The sequence below is a fragment of the Winogradskyella sp. SYSU M77433 genome (genome assembly GCF_029911945.1).
Classification (GTDB): Bacteria; Bacteroidota; Bacteroidia; order Flavobacteriales; family Flavobacteriaceae; genus Winogradskyella.
Genome location: NZ_JARYTG010000005.1, coordinates 231,928 through 252,647 on the forward strand (window position 1 = coordinate 231,928; position 20,720 = coordinate 252,647).

Annotated in this window: 12 protein-coding genes and 1 tRNA gene; 12 read left to right on the plus strand and 1 reads right to left on the minus strand. The window is 33.1% G+C overall.

The annotated features are described in order from the left end of the window. Positions 1–1,959: 1,959 nt before the first annotated feature. From QGM60_RS11900 to QGM60_RS11940, 9 genes are all read left to right on the plus strand, one after another. Positions 1,960–3,414, plus strand: coding sequence for a site-specific integrase (locus QGM60_RS11900; RefSeq protein WP_281140468.1), 1,455 nt, complete (start codon positions 1,960–1,962; stop codon positions 3,412–3,414). Positions 3,415–3,770: 356 nt separating this feature from the next. Beyond that, positions 3,771–4,097 (plus strand): helix-turn-helix transcriptional regulator, encoded by a 327-nt coding sequence (locus tag QGM60_RS11905; RefSeq protein ID WP_281140469.1) that lies wholly within the window; start codon positions 3,771–3,773, stop codon positions 4,095–4,097. A gap of 333 nt (positions 4,098–4,430) precedes the next feature. After that, the gene (locus QGM60_RS11910) at positions 4,431–6,275 is read left to right on the plus strand and encodes a site-specific DNA-methyltransferase (RefSeq protein WP_281140470.1); all 1,845 of its coding nucleotides are present in this window, start codon (positions 4,431–4,433) and stop codon (positions 6,273–6,275) included. Between the two features lie 3 nt (positions 6,276–6,278). Continuing rightward, complete coding sequence (locus QGM60_RS11915) at positions 6,279–7,892, plus strand: RNA-binding domain-containing protein (RefSeq protein ID WP_281140471.1); 1,614 nt, start codon at positions 6,279–6,281, stop codon at positions 7,890–7,892. 1 nt (position 7,893) lies between these two features. Next, the gene (locus tag QGM60_RS11920; protein WP_281140472.1) at positions 7,894–11,019 is read left to right on the plus strand and encodes a DEAD/DEAH box helicase family protein; all 3,126 of its coding nucleotides are present in this window, start codon (positions 7,894–7,896) and stop codon (positions 11,017–11,019) included. Beyond that, on the plus strand, positions 11,016–11,960 hold the full coding sequence (locus QGM60_RS11925; RefSeq protein WP_281140473.1) for a DUF4268 domain-containing protein: 945 nt from the start codon (positions 11,016–11,018) through the stop codon (positions 11,958–11,960). The genes QGM60_RS11920 and QGM60_RS11925 overlap by 4 nt, the downstream gene beginning before the upstream one ends. Before the next feature lie 2 nt (positions 11,961–11,962). Then, positions 11,963–15,187, plus strand: a complete 3,225-nt coding sequence (locus tag QGM60_RS11930; protein WP_281140474.1) for a helicase-related protein — start codon at positions 11,963–11,965, stop codon at positions 15,185–15,187. A gap of 1 nt (position 15,188) precedes the next feature. Further along, a complete protein-coding gene (locus tag QGM60_RS11935) occupies positions 15,189–15,845 on the plus strand; it encodes a DUF4391 domain-containing protein (RefSeq protein ID WP_281140475.1) in 657 nt (218 codons plus the stop codon). Next, entirely contained in the window at positions 15,842–17,836 is a 1,995-nt protein-coding gene (locus QGM60_RS11940; RefSeq protein ID WP_281140476.1) for an ATP-binding protein, read from the plus strand. The genes QGM60_RS11935 and QGM60_RS11940 overlap by 4 nt, the downstream gene beginning before the upstream one ends. Positions 17,837–18,060: 224 nt before the next feature. Here the strand turns inward: QGM60_RS11940 and QGM60_RS11945 are convergent. Beyond that, positions 18,061–18,142 (minus strand) — tRNA-Leu (locus tag QGM60_RS11945). Between the two features lie 146 nt (positions 18,143–18,288). Between QGM60_RS11945 and QGM60_RS11950 the strand changes: the two genes are divergently transcribed. The 3 genes from QGM60_RS11950 (at position 18,289) to pth (ending at position 20,689) form a co-directional block, all read left to right on the plus strand. After that, positions 18,289–19,227: a ribose-phosphate pyrophosphokinase gene (locus tag QGM60_RS11950; RefSeq protein ID WP_281140477.1), complete on the plus strand. Its 939-nt coding sequence runs from the start codon at positions 18,289–18,291 to the stop codon at positions 19,225–19,227. A gap of 109 nt (positions 19,228–19,336) precedes the next feature. Then, on the plus strand, positions 19,337–19,981 hold the full coding sequence (locus QGM60_RS11955; protein ID WP_281140478.1) for a 50S ribosomal protein L25/general stress protein Ctc: 645 nt from the start codon (positions 19,337–19,339) through the stop codon (positions 19,979–19,981). Positions 19,982–20,056: 75 nt separating this feature from the next. Beyond that, the gene (gene pth, locus QGM60_RS11960; RefSeq protein ID WP_281140479.1) at positions 20,057–20,689 is read left to right on the plus strand and encodes an aminoacyl-tRNA hydrolase; all 633 of its coding nucleotides are present in this window, start codon (positions 20,057–20,059) and stop codon (positions 20,687–20,689) included. Positions 20,690–20,720: the final 31 nt, after the last annotated feature.

Consider the following 20,720-nt stretch of genomic DNA (forward strand, 5'->3'; position numbering starts at 1 on the left):
AGGCATTGGTCGTTTTTATTTGGTTAGCACAGGTAAATATTTGATTGAATAATAGCGCTTTTGTCTAAGCATTAAATAAAAATGTTTAGATTATGAAAAAGAATTTTTACGGCCTAATTTTATATTTGGCTATTTGGGGACACTTTATCAAGTTAAGTGTAAAAAATTCAGTAAACTTGAAAATACTCAAAAAATATGTGAGCTATTGTTCATCTATTTGGATGGTTTCATTCTTGGTAAAAGTTAAAAAGCTTTTTAACTTTTTATTGGGTTTGAAATGGGGCCATTTAGCAACTGATACGATAACAGGTATAAGATCATTCCAAGTTAGTAAATATGCCTATACGTTGGAGATAAATTTAGCCACCTGTATTTCCATATTGATTCTCGGCGGTTTTGTTATTTACGTTGGCAGACTAGAAGAAATACAATTAAAAAGTAAATCCCAAATCAAGTTATATAAATTCTCAAAGTCAATATTCTTCATAATACCATTTCTTCATTCTTTCGTATTTTATATTGACCATATGAGCGCACTGCGATTAACTTTAGAGTATTTGGTATATTTATCCTACTACATTTATTTTTATTTCATAAAAAATTTGACAAACCCAGGTGATTATAGATAGGTTTTGATTGAAATTAATCAATGCATAAATTTTATTGTATTAAGCTTATTGTATATATACATACATACTAGAGACGAGCATATCTATAATTTAGACAATAATATAGACAACCTTGTCGGTGAAATTTTTAATTTTTTTTGAATGGACAAAATACAAAGCAATTACATAGAGTTATCCTTATTGGTTTTTACTTAGGTTAAACCTATCAATTGTCTTCTAAGCAATAGGTTACAATTTCAAACAAATCATTCTCTTATTATCTTTAAAAAGTAAACCAATTGTTCTACTTTTTGTAAATTAGTAGGACAACATTTTACGCTTAGAAAAAATAAATCCCGACAAAAAAAGTCGGGATTTAACTGGTTTTAAGGTTGTCAAGATAAGCCGAATAAACCAATTACTAACTAACTTCAGTTATCAAGAACAATTAAAGATGAACTAAGTTAAATAAATTTAATTTTATGGACAATATAAAAATATCCCAATCGCTAAGGAAACGATTGGGAATACTCTGTGTGAATTGCTGAAATTAATATTTAATCACCAATAACCCGAAATGGTTTATTAAATTATTCAAACAATTATGAATACAAGGTACTAAATATTAATTTAGTAGATCATGCTACCCGAACAAATTTAATTCATTTTAGAGGCCTAGAGTCGACCCCATAGGTTGGTGATGAGATAAGTGTCTTAATGATATGGCTTATCCTATTAACTCTAGCATAACTTATCCTTTAATATGGAATTATGCAAAAATAGTATGGTATATACTTCCTGTTAAAGGTGTTATAATCGAAATAATTCATACTTAAGCACTTAATTTAACTCTTAAAATTCGCAAAAACCGATCATCGAATTTTTTAAATAAGCGATGAAATACTAACTATAAATTTGCACAATCGGTCATACTCAGAATGTAAGATGTAGATTTATTCTACATACTATAAATTATAAAGTATTTCCTCATATTGTATTGAATATCATTTGACTTTATAAAGAATAAATGCTTAAATGCTTCCATATTTGCTTCTAAAAAGTAATTGCAAATGGTTAATGTTTGAAAATAGCATGTAAAATCAAAAGGTTAAATTAGGCAAAGAGATTGTTAAAATCAGCTTTTCAGTCGTTTGCTCTACCAACTGAGCTATCAGGGCACACCGTACAAATACGGACTATGAGTGTATAGATATATTTCTTCGCTTTGTCCAGTATTATTTGTAGGTGTTGATGATAAAGGCGTACAGCGTTTTACTGTGCGTATCAGTACTCCCCGATTTTAAGTATTCAAGCATTAACTATTTGTTTTCAAGAAAGGACAGATTGCATAATGCAGTACTTAAATTCAGACAAAAACACCATATTTGCTTCCAAATTTGCTTCCAAAAAAGTTACTTCGCTGAAATTTACAGACCCCACAATAAGACATTTAAAAACAGATAAAAGCAAAATTTTCTGGTGTAAAGGGTTATCAGGTTTCGGTATAAGGGTGTCACCGAAAGGAACAAAAACCTGGGTGTATTACTACCGAATTAACAAAACACAACGAAAGTTGAATTTAGGAAGATACCCTAAAGTTTGCTTGAGTGAAGCGCATCGATTGTATAATGAAGCCAAAACAAAGGTTGAGTGCGGAACAGACCCAAGTGATGAACTAAAAAAGTTAAAAAAACAGTTTGATGAAGAGCTGACTGTCAAACAACTCGTAGAACTATATTTAGAACATTCAAAAAAGTCAGGAAAAAAGAGCTATAAAGTCGAAGAAAAATGCTTAAAAAAAGATTTAATCCCTCATTTAGGAAAAAGAAAAATTACTACAATCGAACCAAAAGACTTGGCTAAAATCTTCAATGAAATCATTACAATAAGGGAAGCTCCTAGTAGTGCAACCCATCTTTACAGTTACATAAGACGAATATTTAATTTTGCCTCAGATATGGGATTGATGAGACGCAGAGATAATCCTTGTTTAGACATCAAGCTCAATATCAAGAAAAAGAAAAGAAACAGACATCTCACACCCCAAGAGATATACTTGTTTTGGTACGGTGTTGATAAAATCAAAATGACCCCTATTGTTAGATATGCCTTAAAATTTATGTTGCTGACCCTAGCCAGAGGTGGTGAAGTAAGGCAAATGAAATGGTCAGATATTGATTTTAATGAACGTATTTGGACATTACCAAAAACAAAGAATGGTCATTTGCATCGAATATATCTTAACGATAAAGCAATGAACATCTTGAAAGAGGTCAAAAAATACTCAGATGGAAAGGGTTTGGTGTTTGGCTCGACTGGACAATATTCAAAATGTGGTGTCATAAAGACAAATCTTAAGCCATTGCACAACCGGACGCTTTGCCAGCCCATAAAACGTCATTTCAACGTCTTTAAAATCAAAGAACCCTTCACACCTCACGATCTAAGAAGAACAGGGGCTACAATCGTAGCAGGTCTATTTGGTCGTCAGGATTTGGTAAAGATGTGCCTAAACCACGTAAGGAATGATATTACCGATGTATATGACCAATATACGTATGATATTGAAAAAAAGAATGCAATGAACGCTCTCAATAAAGCTATTAGTTTAATTATTGACAGCTCAAATATTGAGAGCGTTCCTACGTTTGATATTCTCAGACAAAAAGTATTGCCAAGAGACACAATGTTCAACGGTTATGAGTCTAACGAGCAGAGTATGAACAAGGATTTTCAAGCCATTGCTTCACGTCCTGTATCCTATAGGCTTTCCTTTGACCTAAAGCCGTTATCGAGTGCAACTTAGGAAATCTACCTGCTTTACGCTCTCTATATTGTGTCGTTTTATCCAATGTTGTGACTATCTCGGCAGTCTTAATGGAAATAAAGGCATTCATGTCGATTAAAAGTTGAGTGACAACTTTAGTCTCTTCGTCAGGGTCGATGAGAATGACATCGTTGTTTGTAATTGTTTTTACCATTAGGATTCCTTTCTGTTTTTGTATGAAAAGAAGGTCTAAAACTTAATGAAAGTCATGAATACGCACTAAAAACTACAATTGTAACTAATATAGAGCAACTTGTTTATGTAAAGTTAACTATTGAGTGCGTAATCTCCATCCCAATTAGTTTTTAAAAGAAATTACAACTAAGGAGACTATTATGGCTATGAAGTTTAATTATCCAAAAAAAACTAGGACTGACTTTCTAAAGGATGTCGTACTCTTATTGATAGCGAGAAGGCTTGAGCTTGGAATTACCCAAGATGAGCTTAATCATTCATTAGGAGTAGCAGACAGATTGGTAAGTAAATGGGAATGTGGGACAAGAACCCCAACATCATTTCATTTATATTGCTGGGCTGATGCTTTAGAGAGCAAAATTGCTATTACTGCCAATGATAACAGCCCACCAACCGTTTCTGATGAAATGGAAAAGGCAGTCAATGATAACATTTTATTTAATGTTCATAATACAAAAGAAAAATAGCAATTTATTTTTTCAAAACTAAGGCAAGAAAAGAGTTTGTAGCCATGTTATAAAGACTAAGTTACAAGCTCTTTTCTTCGCTTTAAAAAGAATTCTATTTTTAAAAATTTGTACTTATATTCAAAGATGAATTTTGATAATTCCAAAGTTCTGCTTATTGCATTTACTTGTTAAATTTTATATTTGTTAAACAGAAGTAAGCGTTAACCATTAATGCTTGTATTTGTGTCCGTAATTAATTCAAAAAACATTACACACTTAATACGCTAAATGCTATCTTACTCATTCATTATAAGTAAGATAAAATTCGCCGTTTATAAACAGGAAAACTCTATGACCAACGAAAAACTAGACCTTGCCTCGCCAGACTTAGTAAATGAAAATTTTGAAAAGCTTGCCCAGTTGTTCCCAAACTGTGTAACCGAAAGTACCGATGGCAAAGCCATAGACTTCGATTTACTAAAGCAAGAATTAAGTCATGCTGTGGTTGAAGGCACAAAAGAGCGTTACCGCTTAGAGTGGCCAGGGAAACGTGAAGCTATTGTAACAGCAAACCTACCAACCACCAAAACCCTACGTCCTGTAAGAGAAGATTCTGTAGATTTTGATAATACCGAAAATCTCTATATAGAAGGAGACAATTTAGAGGTATTAAAGCTGTTGCAGGAAAGCTATTTGGGCAAAATAAAAATGATATATATAGACCCACCTTATAACACAGGCAAGGATTTTGTTTATAAAGACAATTTTACTCAAGATAGTGAAGAATATAAGGAAGAAAGTGGGCTTAAAGACGAATATAACCAACGCCTACAAGCTAACCCTGATACCTCGGGGCGTTATCACTCAGACTGGTTGAGCATGATGTACCCAAGGCTAAAATTGGCTAGAAACCTATTAACGGATGATGGAGTAATTTTTATTTCGATCGATGATAACGAAGTTCATAATCTAAGAAAAATTTGTGATGAAATTTTTGGAGAAATTTGCTTCGTATCTAACGCCATATGGCGTTCTAAAGATAACAGTAATAATGATGCCAAAGGATTTTCTACAGACCATAATCACACATTGGTTTATTCTAAAAATCAAAATTGGCAACCTGCCTTAATTAAAGATGAGTCAAAACAAAAACATTTTAAAAATCCAGACAATGACCCAAGAGGCCCATATTTTGATGGAAACCCTTTGAATTCACCTAATTATCGGGAAAACTTAATTTATAATATTAAATCAGAAAATGGAACAATTATAGAACCACCTAAAAATGGATGGCGGTGGTCTAAAAAAGTAATGCAAGAAAAAATAAGTACAGGCGAAATTAGATTTACAGCCGATCAAAAAAACATAAGGAGAAGAACTTATTTGCAAGATATGAAAGGCTTACCCCCTTCTAGTTTAATGATTGACTTAGATAAAACAGGACACAATAGACAAGCAAAATATGAACTCCTTAAACTAATGCCTGAAGATGTATTCGATACCCCAAAGCCAATAAAATTAATTAAATATCTTATGAATTTGGGAAATATTGGAGAAGGAGATATAGTGTTAGATTTTTTTTCAGGTTCAGCTACTTCAGCACATGCGGTTATTGATGCTAATTCTGAAGACAATAATAAAAGGAAATTTATTCAAATTCAATTACCTGAAAACACTGATGAAAAAACTGATGCTTATAAAAAGGGGTACAAAAATATAACAGATATAGGTAAAGAACGTATCCGTAGAGCGTCCAAAAATATAAAAGAAGAAACCAGTGCAGATATAGATTATGGTTTCCGAGTGTATCGCTTAGACGACAGCAATATGCAAGATGTGTATTACAAGCCCCAAGAATACAGTCAAGAAAACCTAGAACTGTTCTCAGACAATATAAAACCAGATAGAACGGCCGATGACTTAGTGGCACAAGTAATGCTAGACTGGGGTTTACCATTGTCTCTTAAAATTGAGCAAGCATTAATTAGCGGTAAAAAGGTGTTTAAGGTTTCTGAAAATTCACTATTTGCCTGTTTTGATAACGGTATAGATGAGGCTTTCGCCAAAGAAATAGCCAAAGAAGCACCATTGCGTATTGTGTTTAAGGATAGTGGCTTTAAAGATGACACCGCTAAAACAAACGTAAAACAGTTGTTAAAACAATTAAGTCCTGAGACTGAAATGAAAGTTATTTAATCTATGGCGTTACCAGTAAACATACAAGATTTAGTACATGGTAATACCGTAGAATGGGAACGCTTGGAGTTTAAACAAGGTTGGAATCCTGAAGATATTGTGCATTCTATGTGTGCCTTTGCCAACGACATTCATAATTGGGGCGGTGGCTACATTATTGTTGGAATTGCTGAAAACAATGGACAGCCTATCTTACCCCCTTCTGGTTTACAGAAAAACCAGTTGGATGCAATACAAGGCGATTTAATTAGGTTAGCATATCAAATACAACCTAATTATTTTCCTATTACCCAACCTTATGTGTTGGATGGACAACATATATTAGCTATGTGGTGTCCTGCGGGCGATAATCGTCCGTATACTGCACTAAGTACCCAAGGTAATGGTGCACAACGCCACCATTACATTCGGGTAGGTTCTCGAAGTATTGTTGCTCGTGGCGATAATTTAAGACGCTTGCAAGAATTGGCGGCTCGTATTCCTTTTGATGACCGTATAAATAACCAATCTACTATTCAAGATTTCGATTTAGGATTAATACAAGCACACTTACAGGAAATTAAAAGTGATTTATACGCTTCAAGTACATCTATGCCCTTGGTTGACCTCTGTAAAGCGATGTTAATTGCTAAGGGTGCAAATGAGGATGTTCGCCCTGTAAATGTGGGATTACTATTTTTTACCAAAGCCCCTGAAAACTTTTTCCCTAGAGCCTGGATTGAATTGGTGTGGCATCAAGACAATTCGGGGAAAGCGTTCAAAGAATATTATTTTAAAGGCCCTTTACAAAAGCAATTACGAGATATGTTTTCGTTCTTTAAGACCAACATTATGTTTGAGCAAGTGGTGAAAGATTCCAACCAAGCCGAAGCCCAAAGGTTTTATAATTTCCCCTTTGATGCTTTCGAGGAAGCCCTTTCTAATGCCGTTTACCACAAAAGTTATGAGTTGGGGTCGCCTATAGAAATTCAAGTTTGGCCAGATAAAATAGAAATACTAAGCCACCCTAGTCCGGTACCTCCTGTAAATGCCCAAGTACTTAGTACTCATAAACGTATTGTAGCTAGAGAATATAGAAATAGACGTATTGGCGACTTTCTTAAAGAACTTAAATTAACTGAAGGTCGTGGCACTGGTTTTCCAACTATTTATGATGCTATGGCTACTAATGGTTCTCCTGAGCCTATATTTGAAACTGATGAACAAACATATGTTTTAGTAACTCTTCCTGTTCATAAAGCTTTTACTAAAAGTAACGGAGCTACTAACCAAGCTAAGACTAGTGTTTTTAGTAGTTTAGAAGATATTATTGCTTTTAGTAACCAAGTTAGTAACGGAGTTAGTATCGAAGCTGATAAAGTTGCTAAAGAGATTATTGAAAATTCTGTTCATGATAGAGTTGATGAAATGCTAGCATTATTAATAATACAAATGAAGAGATCAGAACTTTTTGAAAAAATGAATTTAAGCAACCAATCTAAAAATAGAGCAAGGTATCTTGATCCATTAATTGAATTAGGTTGGGTAGCTATGAAATACCCTGAAGAACCAACACATCCTGGTCAAATGTATAGCACTACTGATGCAGGCACTAGAATATTGGAATTGATATTATAAAATGAAGTTACAATTTAAAGAACAAGAGTTTCAATTAAGAGCTGTAAAGGCAGTTGTTGACTGTTTTGAGGGGCAACCCTTAAAAACAAATCGCTTTACTTTGGAGCGCAGTAAAGAGCTTATCCGTAAAGCAAAACAAGTTGCCTCTGGCGCAACCATGCTTGATTTCAATATTGAGGAAGATATAGGCTATAGAAATAGTCAAATCCAAATTTTAGAAAATCAAATTTTAAAGAATATACAGGCTGTTCAGAAGGAAAACGACCTACATGAAAGCGCACAAATTGAACGACCTAAAGGTGTTAAGTTAGGTTACAATCTAACTATTGAAATGGAAACAGGGACAGGTAAAACCTATACTTATATCCGCACCATGTATGAATTATTTGAAAAATATGGTTGGAGTAAGTTTATTGTTATCGTACCAAGCATTGCAATTCGTGAAGGGGTTTACAAATCCTTTCAAGTAACTCAAGAACATTTTCAAGAGAAATATGGGCATAAGATAAATCCGTTTATCTATAATTCAGGTCGTCCGCAGGACATTGAAAATTTCGCATCCGATAGCCGAATAAGCGTAATGATTATCAATACACAAGCTTTTAATGCCAGAGGAAAAGATGCAAGGCGCATTTACCAAGAATTAGACCAGTTTGGTACACGAAAACCCATTGAGATTATATCCCAAACCAACCCAATTTTGATTATTGATGAGCCACAGTCGGTTGATGGGAAGAAAACTTTGGAGAGTATGCAAGATTTCAACCCTCTATTTACCTTGCGTTACTCTGCAACACATAAAGAAGATTACAACAAAGTTTATCGCTTGGATGCTTTAGATGCATATAACAAACGCTTGGTTAAAAAAATTCAGGTAAAAGGCATCAATTTAAAAGGTTCAACAGGTACTACAGGCTATTTATATTTAGAGCATATTAGCCTAAGCACTACTAAACCGCCTTTCGCCGTGGTAGAATTTGAGCAACGTGTTGGCTCAGGTGTTAAAAAGGTAAGGAAAAAATTAGGTGAAGGTGCAAACCTTTATGAATTATCTGGCAATATGCCAGCCTATAAAAATCAGACCATTACTGAAATCAATGGTTATCTCAACAAAATTGTTGTTGGTGGTCAAGATATATTCCCTGGCGATATTTTAAACGATAAGGATGAAAATGCATTTCGAAGGGTACAAATTCGTGAATGTATCATGTCGCATTTGCAAAAAGAAAAACAATTATTTGAAAAGGGTATAAAAGTATTATCTCTGTTCTTTATTGATTCCGTTGAAAAATACAGAATTTATGATGATGAAGGCGAACAGGAACTTGGTGATTATGCCAAAATATTTGAAGAAGAATATCAAAATGCCGTTAATGAATTTCTTGATCTCTTTCATCAAGATTATAATGATTATTTAAAAGACACAGACCCAAGTTTGGTGCATAAAGGCTATATGCCTAGCAATTACGGCGAATATCTAAAACGTGATAATGCTTCCCAAGTGCATGAGGGGTATTTTTCAATTGACAAAAAGAACAAGATGGTTGACCCGAGCGTTAAGCGTGGAAGAGAAGAATCTGATGATATTTCCGCTTATGACTTGATTATGAAAGACAAAGAACGACTTCTTAGCTTTAAAGAACCAACACGTTTTATCTTTTCACATTCAGCATTGAAAGAAGGATGGGATAACCCAAATGTATTCCAAATTTGCGCATTAAAAAACCCTGAAAGTGGCAGTCTAACTAGAAGACGACAAGAAGTTGGTAGAGGTATGCGATTATGTGTCAACAAAAATGGTAATCGCTTAGATTTTGAAGCAGTAGGCGAACAAGTACATGAAATAAATAAGCTTACGGTCATTGCCTCGGAAAGTTATGAAGCTTTTGCAAAAGGCTTGCAGAAAGAAATTGCAGCAACCTTGAAAGACAGACCACAAAGAGCTGAAGTTGAATATTTTGTTGGTAAATTAATTACGAATGAAAAAGAAGAAGAGCATCGTATAACTGAAGAGGAAGCCAAAAAATTGAATAAGCTTCTATATAAAGAAGATGTGATTGATGAAGATGATAAAATCACAATAGAGGGAAGGGAGCTTATCGAACAAAATAAAGTGCCACTTCCCGAACAATTAGAACCATATAGAAATGACATTTGCCAACTATTAAAATCTATTTATACAGGCGAAGAATTTAAACCCGAAAATGAACGAGAAACTGTTATTTTAAATACAAATAGCAACTTTAAGAAGAAAGAATTTCAAGATTTATGGGACAAAATAAATCTAAAAACTATTTATGAAGTAAAATTTGATACTGTAAAATTAATTGAAGATAGTAAGATTTTAATCAATGCCCAGCTAAATATCGGAGATAGAATCTATGAAGTAAAGACTGGCGAATTGCAAGATGGTACAAAAGAACAAATGCAAGAAGGCAGTTTGGTTAAAGAATCTAAAAGGGAATTTCAAAAACTAAAAAATGACCTCTATGCGAATACTGTATATGACATCGTTGGTGAGATTGAAGCGCTAACCAATTTAACTAGAAAGACCATTGTTACCATTTTAAAATCCATAAGCGAGAAAAAGTTTCTACTCATTCGTAAAAATCCTGAAGAGTTTATTGCCAAGGCCGGTAAATTAATAAATGAGGCAAAAGCAAGTCTCATTATAAATAACATTGTTTATCACAAAACAGATGAACGACATGATGCCAAAACAGTATTCACTAATGACAAATTTGCACTTAGAAACTCAGAATTACTCAAAAAGCATATCTATGATTTTTTAACATCAGATTCAAACATAGAATCCAAATTTGCTACTGCCCTAGAAAATAGTGTAGAAGTTGTTGTTTATGCTAAACTTCCGAAAAGTTTTTATGTTTCTACACCTGTGACTAATTACAGTCCAGACTGGGCTATTGTTTTTGACAAGGATAAAGTAAGACAGATCTATTTTGTAACCGAAACAAAAGGCTCTGACTCTGATTTGGATTTAAGAGAAATTGAAAAATTGAAAATCCACTGTGCAGGGGAACATTTTAAAGAAATTAGTGGTAATGAGGTTAGGTTTGAAAAAGTTAGTAGTTACGACAAGTTAATGGAAATAGTTCAAAGCCAATGAGTAGTGTAGAAAAAATTATTAGAATCCCAATTAGAGAGGCTTTCCCTTATGAGGCTAGAAGTCTTACACCCTGGCTTTGTGAGAATATTGATGTTCTTGGAGATGCAATAGGTATTGAATTAATAAACCCAGAAAGAGAACAAAGTACGGGAAGCTTCAACGTTGATATTAAAGCTGAAAATGATAACGGTGATATTGTTGTTATAGAGAACCAATATGGCCCTAGTGACCATGACCATCTTGGAAAATTAATAACGTACTTGACTTCTTTTGAGGCTAAGGTTGCCATTTGGATTGTTGAAAATCCAAAACAAGAACACATAAACGCTATATCATGGTTAAACGAAGCAGATAATGGTTGTGATTTTTATTTCTTAAAAATCGAAGCCATCAAAATTGGTGAAAGTAATCCCGCTCCTTTGTTATCCAAAATTGTTGGTCCTAGTGAAGAGTCTAAACAAATAGGTAAAATTAAAAAGGAAGATTCATTAAGACATAAACAAAGAAGAGTATTTTGGACAAAACTTCTATCTGTAACAAATACAAAAAGAGTAACAACCTTCTCTGCTATTTCTCCATCTGGAGATGCTTGGATAGGTGCTTCATCAGGTGTAAGAGGACTATCATATGTTTTCTGGGTTAATCAACACAATGTTCGTATTGAGCTTCGCATTGATAGAGGTAAGGGGTCAGAAGATGAAAATCTGACTATTTTGAAAACATTAAAAGAATTAAAACAAGACATAGAAGAAAGCTTTGGAGATAGTTTGAATTGGGATGAATTGGAAGGATATAGAGTTTGTAGTATTAGAAAAGAGTATAGTTCAGGTGGATATAGAGATGAAGAGGAAAAGTGGGATTTAATAATTGATCAAGCGGTTAATGCCATGAGCTCCTTAATCAACGCTACTAAGAAACATATAAAGGCTTTACGATTATAAGAATGAAGTTAATAGATAATGTAAATAATAGGCTTGGTGACGACCTAAAAGCTAGTATTGACAAGGGTAGTAAAATTAGTATTGCTGCCGCTTCTTTTTCTATCTATGCCTTTGAAGCCTTGAAAAAAGAATTAGGCAATATTGATGAATTACGTTTTATATTTTCCTCTCCTACCTTTATTGAGCAAAGTTTCCAAAAGCAGGATAGAAAATTTTACATACCCCATATTTACAGAGAGTCTGAATTATGTGGTGGTGAGTTTGAGTTACGGCTGATGAATCAACTTAACCAACGCTCTATTGCTAAAGAGTGTTCGAAATGGGTAAAAGAAAAGGTTACCTTCAAATCAAATAAACATGAAAACTTACCTTTAAATGGGATGATTCATGTCAAAAATTCTGATGAGAAAGAATATGCTTATTCTAACATAAGTAGTTTTACTAGTTCTGATTTAGGTATCACACACAAAAAAGGATTTCCGACTCTAATTCAAAAATCAGAATTTCCAGATAGCAAAGCATATTTGGATTGGTTTAACCAGGTTTGGGAAAATGAAGATGACTTAAAAGACGTAACGGAGAAAGTTCAAGGCTACTTTGAAAGTGCCTACAAAGAAAATAGCCCCGAATTTATATATTTCATTACACTTTACAATATTTTCAATGATTTTTTAGATGACCTTACTGTAGAAAATCTACCCAATGACCAAATTGGTTTTAAAGAATCTGTAATATGGAATAAGCTATATAATTTTCAGCAAGATGCTGTTATTGGTGCTATTAACAAACTTGAAAAGTATAAGGGATGTATTTTAGCTGATAGTGTTGGTTTAGGAAAAACCTTCTCAGCTTTGGCTGTTATCAAATACTATGAAATGCGAAACAAGGATGTTTTAGTTTTATGCCCAAAAAAACTTGAAGCCAACTGGAATACATACCGCCACAACGATAAGAACAATATATTAGCCAAAGATAGGTTGCGTTACGATGTACTTTTTCATACGGATTTATCAAGAGAAAGAGGACAAAGTAATGGTCGAAACTTGGAATCTGTAAATTGGGGAAATTACGGGCTTGTCGTTATTGATGAATCTCATAATTTTAGAAATAACAACACTGTTGTTGGTAAAGAAAATAGATACCAAAGCCTATTAAGAAAAGTGATTCAAGAAGGTATTGAAACTAAGGTAATGATGCTTTCTGCAACCCCTGTAAACAATAGGTTTAATGATTTAAAGAACCAATTAGCTCTAGCTTATGAGGGTGAAGCTGTCAATATTGATGATAAACTTGATACCGATAAAGGCATTGATCTGGTTTTTAAAAGAGCGCAACAAGCATTCAATATTTGGAGTAAGTATGACACATCAGAGCGCACCACAGAAAAGCTTCTTGATATGCTTGATTTTGATTTCTTTGAGATATTAGATTCTTTAACTATTGCAAGGTCAAGAAAACACATTACAACCTATTACGACACAACTGCTATTGGAAAGTTTCCAGAGCGTAATAAACCTGTATCTATACAAAGTCCTCTAACAGATACTATGGATGTGACTTATGTGGACATTGCTGAAAAACTCACTTTACTCAATTTATCAATCTATACACCCTTAAATTATATTCTACCAAGTAAGATGCAACTTTATGCAGACTTGTATGACAAAACAGTAAAATCAGGTAGGCTAACTCAATTAGACCGTGAAAATAGTCTCAGGATATTAATGCGCATAAACCTTTTAAAGCGTTTAGAAAGTTCAGTAGACTCGTTCAGAATTACATTAGAAGGTATTATTTCACAAATTGAAAAAGCTATAAAAACAATTGACAATGATTCAGGTGATTACGAGGGCTTACAAGCTAAATTAAATGATGAAAACTTTGATTGGGAAGCTGATTGGGGTGATGAAGAAAGTGTTATTGGTAAGAAAATCAAAGTTCATATCAATGATATGGATGCCACTAAATGGCGTGAAGATTTAAGTGAAGATTTATCTATTTTGAACAATTTATGGAGCAACATTGTTGACATTCGTGGAGAAAAAGATACCAAGCTTCAACATTTAGTTTCGCTTTTAGACAAAAAAATTCAATCTCCTTTTAATACAGACAATAGGAAAGCAATAGTCTTTACTGCTTTTGCTGATACTGCCAATTACTTATACGAACATTTAAATAAACACCTAAAAGACAGGTATGGTATAAATACAGCGTTGATAACTGGAACTCGAAAACTTAGCACTTCTAAAAAAATTCCTGCGGATTTAAATGCCATTCTCTCTTGTTTCTCGCCTTTGTCAAAAGACAAATACCAACTCTATCCTAAGTTAAATGAAAACATTGATTTGTTAATTGCTACAGATTGTATTTCGGAAGGGCAGAACCTTCAAGACTGCGATTATCTAATCAATTATGATATACATTGGAACCCTGTAAGGATTATTCAGAGATTTGGTCGCATTGACCGTATAGGTTCAAAAAACTCCAGTATTACTATGGTTAATTTTTGGCCAGATACAACTCTTGATAACTATATAAACCTAAAACAACGTGTTGAAAGTAAAATGTTGATTAGTAATATGGCCAGTACTGGTGATGATAACATTCTAAATACAGATGAAAAAGATTTAGATTACAGAAAAATACAGCTTCAAAAACTACAAGAAGAAGTTATTGACTTAGAAGATTTAAGGGAAGGGGTGAGCATTACCGACCTCGGATTAAATGATTTCCGTGTTGACTTGACCAATTATATCAAAACATATGGAGAGCTTCGGGATATTCCTGAAGGTTTACATACTGTTGTTAAATCTAGCCCAATTCTTGAACCTGGCGTTATTTACATTTTAAAAAACCTAAATTCAGGTGTAAATATCAACAAACTTAATAGGTTACATCCTTACTATATGGTTTATATAAAAAACTCTGGTGAGTTATTATTAAGCCATGTAGAGTCGAAGAAAATTCTAGATGCTATCAGGATGCTGTGTAAAGGGGTCAATAAACCAATTTCGGAATTATGCCAAGAGTTGAACAATGAAACGGATGAATACCATGATATGCATGAATTTTCAGAACTATTGAAAAAAAGTATTGCCAGTATATTACAAGTTGAAGAAGAAAAAGAAATTTTAAGTCTTTTCAAATCTGGTGGAACAACTGCTTTACAGGATAAGATTAAAGGTATTGAAGATTTTAAACTAATTTCATTTTTAATCGTAAGGTAACATGGCTATTTTTGAACTTCCTATATCGACTAAAGTACAAAGGGTCATTCCAAAAAATGCATTTGACCAATATACCAATTCAAAACAGAAAAAATTATTTACAGATTTGATAAGTCGAATTGTGTGGACTCATAAATTATCAACTGAAACGACTAATCTTCCATCAAAAGAAATAGAAGAAATTCAGGTTTTTAAAATCGAATTAAAAACAAAAGAAGACATACAGATACCTCTTGATATAATAAATAAATCTATCCCATACCCGATTATTTTTATTGTGAAGTTTGGTGAAGAAATGTTTATTTCTACCTCCACAAAGCATCCTCACCCTTTAAATCAAGACAATTCGATTATAGATTGGACCTTTAAATCAAATTGGTTAAAAATTGAAGAAAACAAATACATCCTAAATTTAAAAGGAACTTTGGATGCTGTTTATAAAGACATCTGCATTCAATTATCTGGTAAACCAGAATTTAAAACAAAATCGCTAACTAAAATTGTGGTATATCAGCAAGAAGTTGATAAATTAGAGAAAGATATTTTAAAACTATCATCGGAAATAACTAGAACTAAACAGTTCAATAAAAAAGTTGAATTGAATACTGTGCTAAATAATAAAATCAAAATTCTTGAGGATTTAAAGGAAAGTATATGAGTAGAATTAATATTCAGGGAACAATAGATAACATTAAAAGCAAATCTAATGTGTATACACCAATTATTGAAGCAGTTGTTAATTCAATAGATTCAATTTCTAAAAGTGGGGTTGAAAATGGTAAAATTGAAATCAAACTGATTAGAGATACACAATTAGAATTAGATGATTCAAAACCATTTATAAAAGGGGTTATCGTAAGAGATAATGGCGAGGGGTTTAACTCAGTAAACAGAGAGTCTTTTGACACATTCTATAGTCAAGAAAAAAAGGAAATTGGCGGAAAAGGTTTTGGTCGATTTATGTTTGTTAAATACTTTAAAAATGTAAATGTAGACAGTGTTTATAAAGATGCGGGAAATTTCAAAAAAAGAACTTTTAAATTTGGTAGAAAGTTTGAAATCATTGAAGATGAAAAAATTACTGTTTCAGATACTTTAGATACTTATGCAGAAGTTTCATTACTTAACCTCAATGATCAAAAGAGCTTTGATAAAAACATTGAGACAATATCAAGAAAACTTTTAGATAAGCTTTTGATATTTTTTCTAAGAGATGATTTTAAATGTCCAACAATAATTGTCAAAGATGATGATGGTACTTCTATTATCTTGAATGATTATTTAACAGCAAAAAATGAAATTCAGCTTATAGGTGATAAAAAATTTGTTTTAGGAGAAAAAACTGATAACTCACAAACATTTAATGTAAAAATATTCAAAATGTATTTTGCTGGTAATCAAAAAAGTAAAATCATTTTAACTGCTAACAATAGAGCCGTAACCGAAACAAATCTTCATAAATATATTCCCGAGTTTGAAGACGATTTTTTTGACAAATCAGAATCCAACGAAAAAACTGTCACCAAGAATTATATTATCAGGACATATGTCATAGGTAAGTATCTAGATAGCAGTGTGTCTTTAGAACGTGAGACATTCGACTTTGATAAAGAAAAATCTACCATTTATAATCCTTATTCACAAAAACAAATAGAACAACAAACAGCCATAGTAACTAAGGGGCTTTTTGATGTAGAAGTTTCTTCAAGGATCGAAAAAAAAGTAAAAAGAATTCGCAACTATGTTTCTGAACAAGCTCCTTGGCACAAATCCTATTTTTCTGAATTAGACTTATCAAATATCCCATATAGTATCAATGAAAGTGAAATTGAGGCAGAACTACAAAAGATAAAATTCAAAAAAGAACAATTCACAAAATCGGAACTACAAAGACTTCTCTCGGAAAATGGAGAAGAAAACCAAGATAAAATATCTGAGGCGATATCGACCATATCGGAAATTGGAAAAAGTGACTTAGCACATTATGTCTTTAATAGAAAATTAGTATTGGATGCTATGACTAACTTACTAAAAAGACGAGAAGATGGAAAAGGAGAGTTAGAAAAGGATATTCATCACTTAATTTATCCGATGGGTAAAGATTCAGAGACACTCGATTATCGAGACCATAATTTATGGCTCTTAGATGAAAGATTAGTGTTTTCAGAGTATGTTGCCTCGGATAAAAAAATTGGAACAAAAAAAGACGCATTAAAGGAACCCGACTTAGTAATTTTCGACAAAAAGAACTCATTTAGAAACGGTGATAATGAATTTAGTAACCCTTTGACTATATTTGAGTTTAAAAGACCTAAAAGGACAGCATATAGTGAGGATGACGATCCTGTGATGCAGATTGGTAAATATTTAAAAGATATAAGAGATGGAAAATATGAAATGCCAGAAGGACTTGAACCAATTAAAGTAAATGACCACACTCCTGTTTACGGTTATGTAGTTTGTACAATCAATGATAAAATCAGGGAATTTGCTGAAAAACATCAATTAACAGTTAGTCCAGATAATGATTCATATTTTGGCTATCATAGAGGTTATAAAATGTACATTGAAATTGTAGGCTTTAACAAACTACTAAAAGATGCAACCTTAAGAAATAAAATTTTCTTTAAAAAATTACGTCTAGAATAATAAAGTTCAAATAAAAATTAAAAATGTTGTACATATGTTGTACAGAGAAAATAAAAAAGGCTTCACGTTTCTGTGAAGCCTTTTGTTTACTAGTAGCGGGAACTGGACTCGAACCAGTGACCTTCGGGTTATGAGTCTTAAAGACTATAAACACACCAATATTGTTGTACCTATGTTGTACCTTAAAAATTAAAAAGGCTTCAACATCTCTGTCAAAGCCTCTGTACTCAAGGTGGGAATCGAACCCACACTCCCGAAAGAACTGGATTTTGAATCCAGCGCGTCTACCAATTCCGCCACTTGAGCAATTTCGGACAGCAAAAATAGAAAATAATTTCTGTAGAGCAATTAAAAATAGTAGGTTTTATAATTTTTACAAGCCAAATTATTTTCTAACTTTGACCCTTTCATAGTCGCAATATTTTCAATTTTTCTTAAACCTCCGATTAGAAATGACCAATACTACTGAAGCCAAGATTTTTACTTGCTCACAAAGTCAATATTTAGCAGAGCAGATTGCTTCAGCTTATGGTGTAAAATTAGGTAATGTTATAACGTCTACTTATAGTGATGGCGAGTTCCAACCTTCTTATGAAGAATCTATAAGAGGTACTAGAATTTTCATTATTGGTTCTACACATCCTGGACCAGAAAATCTTATGGAAATGTTGTTAATGATTGATGCTGCAAAACGTGCATCTGCAAGACATATTACAGCAGTAATGCCTTATTTTGGATGGGCTAGACAAGACAGAAAAGATAAACCTAGAGTTCCTATTGCGGCAAAACTAGTTGCTAAAATGCTTGAGGCAGCTGGTGCAACTCGTATTATAACTATGGATTTGCATGCAGATCAAATTCAAGGTTTCTTTGAAAAACCTGTTGATCATTTATTCGCTTCTACAATATTTTTACCTTATCTCAAAAGTTTAAATTTAGACAACTTAACTATTGCTTCACCAGATATGGGTGGTTCTAAACGTGCTTATGCCTATTCTAAAGCGCTTAAAAGCGATGTTGTAATTTGTTACAAGCAACGTGCTAAAGCTAATGTTATCTCTCACATGGAATTGATTGGTGACGTTACCGGTAAAAACGTTGTACTTGTAGATGATATGGTAGATACAGCAGGTACACTTACCAAAGCTGCAGATCTTATGATGGAGCGTGGCGCAAAAAGTGTAAGAGCTATTTGTACGCACCCTATATTATCTGGAAGTGCTTACGATAGACTTGAAAATTCTAAACTTGAAGAATTAATAGTAACTAACTCTATTCCTTTAAAACAAGAAAGCAAAAAACTTAGAGTTTTAAGCTGTGCAGATTTATTTGCTGAAGTAATGTACAACGTGCACCACAACAGTTCTATAAGTAACAAATTTATAATGTAATTTAGGACTCTAAAAAAACTGCTTTAATACTGCCGTTTTTCCATTTATATTCTTACATTTGCACCCCTCAAAATGAGGAAATTAATATACGTTTAATAAATCTTTTAAAATGAAATCAATTACAATCGATGGATCTCAAAGAGAAAGCGTAGGCAAAAATTCAACAAAAGCCTTACGTAATGCTGGTCAGGTTCCTTGCGTACTATACGGAGGAGAAGCAAAGCCAGTGCATTTCTCAGCACCTGAGCTAGCGTTTTCAAAACTTGTGTACACTCCAAATGCGCACACTGTTGTGATTAACCTAGATAACGGAGACAGTTTTAATGCTGTAATGCAAGACATTCAGTTTCACCCTGTAACCGACAAAATTCTTCACATAGATTTTTATGAAATTTATGAGAACAAAGAAATCACTATGGAAATTCCTGTAAAAACAGTAGGAACTTCTAGAGGTGTATTAAATGGTGGTAACTTAAGAGTACCTTACCGTAAGCTTAGAGTAAAAGCTATCCCTTCTAAACTTCCAGATTTTATTGAAGTAGATATTACTCCATTAAAAATCGGAACTAAACTTTACATCCGTGAGTTAGCTAATGAAGACTACAAGTTCATGCACCCAGACAACATTGTTGTTTGCCAAGTAAGACGTAGTAGATTGTCTGTTGCAGGTGCTGACGATGATGAAGATGAAACTGAAGAAGGAGAAACTGCAGAAGCTGCAGCTGAAACTCCAGCAGCAGAGTCTCAAGAATAGACATAAAACTTTTTCAAATATCAAAAAAGCATTCTTTTACAGAATGCTTTTTTATTTTTACACAAAATATTTACCATGTGTAAGTTTTGGAAAAAATGGTTTACTAAAAACCATAAAATAGAACTAACAGAAGAAGAAATAATGAAGAAATTCTTAATCGTTGGCTTAGGAAATATTGGCGAAAAATATACGGAAACAAGACACAATATCGGTTTTAAAATTTTAGACCATTTAGCAAACAGTGAAGAAGCAACTTTTGAAACCGCTAAACTTGGAGACCTGTGTACTGTGAAAGTAAAAGGGAGATCTCTTATACTTTTAAAACCGAGCACCTATATGAATCTTAGCGGAAAGGCTATAAAGTACTGGTTAGAAAAAGAAAAAATTCCATTACAAAACCTATTAGTTATTACAGACGATCTTAACTTACCTTTTGGCACTTTACGCTTAAAAACCAAAGGAAGCGACGGAGGTCATAATGGCCTAAAAGATACTCAAGATAAACTACAGACTACAAACTACAACCGCTTCAGATTTGGCATCAGTGATAGCTTTAGTAAAGGTAGACAAATCGATTATGTACTTGGCGAATGGGATGAAGACGAACAGTCTAAACTTAAAGAACGTTTAGAAAAATCTGCTGAACTTGTTAAATCTTTTGCTTTAGCAGGAGTTAGCAATACAATGAATCAATTTAACGGAAAATAACCGTAGTTTTGTTTTTGAAAATATTTAGGTT

Excerpts from the sequence above, each read along its gene's own strand:
- QGM60_RS11900 (WP_281140468.1), top strand. The coding sequence starts at position 1,960 with ATGCAGTACTTAAATTCAGACAAAAACACCATATTTGCTTCCAAATTT.
- QGM60_RS11905 (WP_281140469.1), top strand. The coding sequence starts at position 3,771 with ATGGCTATGAAGTTTAATTATCCAAAAAAAACTAGGACTGACTTTCTA.
- QGM60_RS11910 (WP_281140470.1), top strand. The coding sequence starts at position 4,431 with ATGACCAACGAAAAACTAGACCTTGCCTCGCCAGACTTAGTAAATGAA.
- QGM60_RS11915 (WP_281140471.1), top strand. The coding sequence starts at position 6,279 with ATGGCGTTACCAGTAAACATACAAGATTTAGTACATGGTAATACCGTA.
- QGM60_RS11920 (WP_281140472.1), top strand. The coding sequence starts at position 7,894 with ATGAAGTTACAATTTAAAGAACAAGAGTTTCAATTAAGAGCTGTAAAG.
- QGM60_RS11925 (WP_281140473.1), top strand. The coding sequence starts at position 11,016 with ATGAGTAGTGTAGAAAAAATTATTAGAATCCCAATTAGAGAGGCTTTC.
- QGM60_RS11930 (WP_281140474.1), top strand. The coding sequence starts at position 11,963 with ATGAAGTTAATAGATAATGTAAATAATAGGCTTGGTGACGACCTAAAA.
- QGM60_RS11935 (WP_281140475.1), top strand. The coding sequence starts at position 15,189 with ATGGCTATTTTTGAACTTCCTATATCGACTAAAGTACAAAGGGTCATT.
- QGM60_RS11940 (WP_281140476.1), top strand. The coding sequence starts at position 15,842 with ATGAGTAGAATTAATATTCAGGGAACAATAGATAACATTAAAAGCAAA.
- QGM60_RS11950 (WP_281140477.1), top strand. The coding sequence starts at position 18,289 with ATGACCAATACTACTGAAGCCAAGATTTTTACTTGCTCACAAAGTCAA.
- QGM60_RS11955 (WP_281140478.1), top strand. The coding sequence starts at position 19,337 with ATGAAATCAATTACAATCGATGGATCTCAAAGAGAAAGCGTAGGCAAA.
- pth (WP_281140479.1), top strand. The coding sequence starts at position 20,057 with ATGTGTAAGTTTTGGAAAAAATGGTTTACTAAAAACCATAAAATAGAA.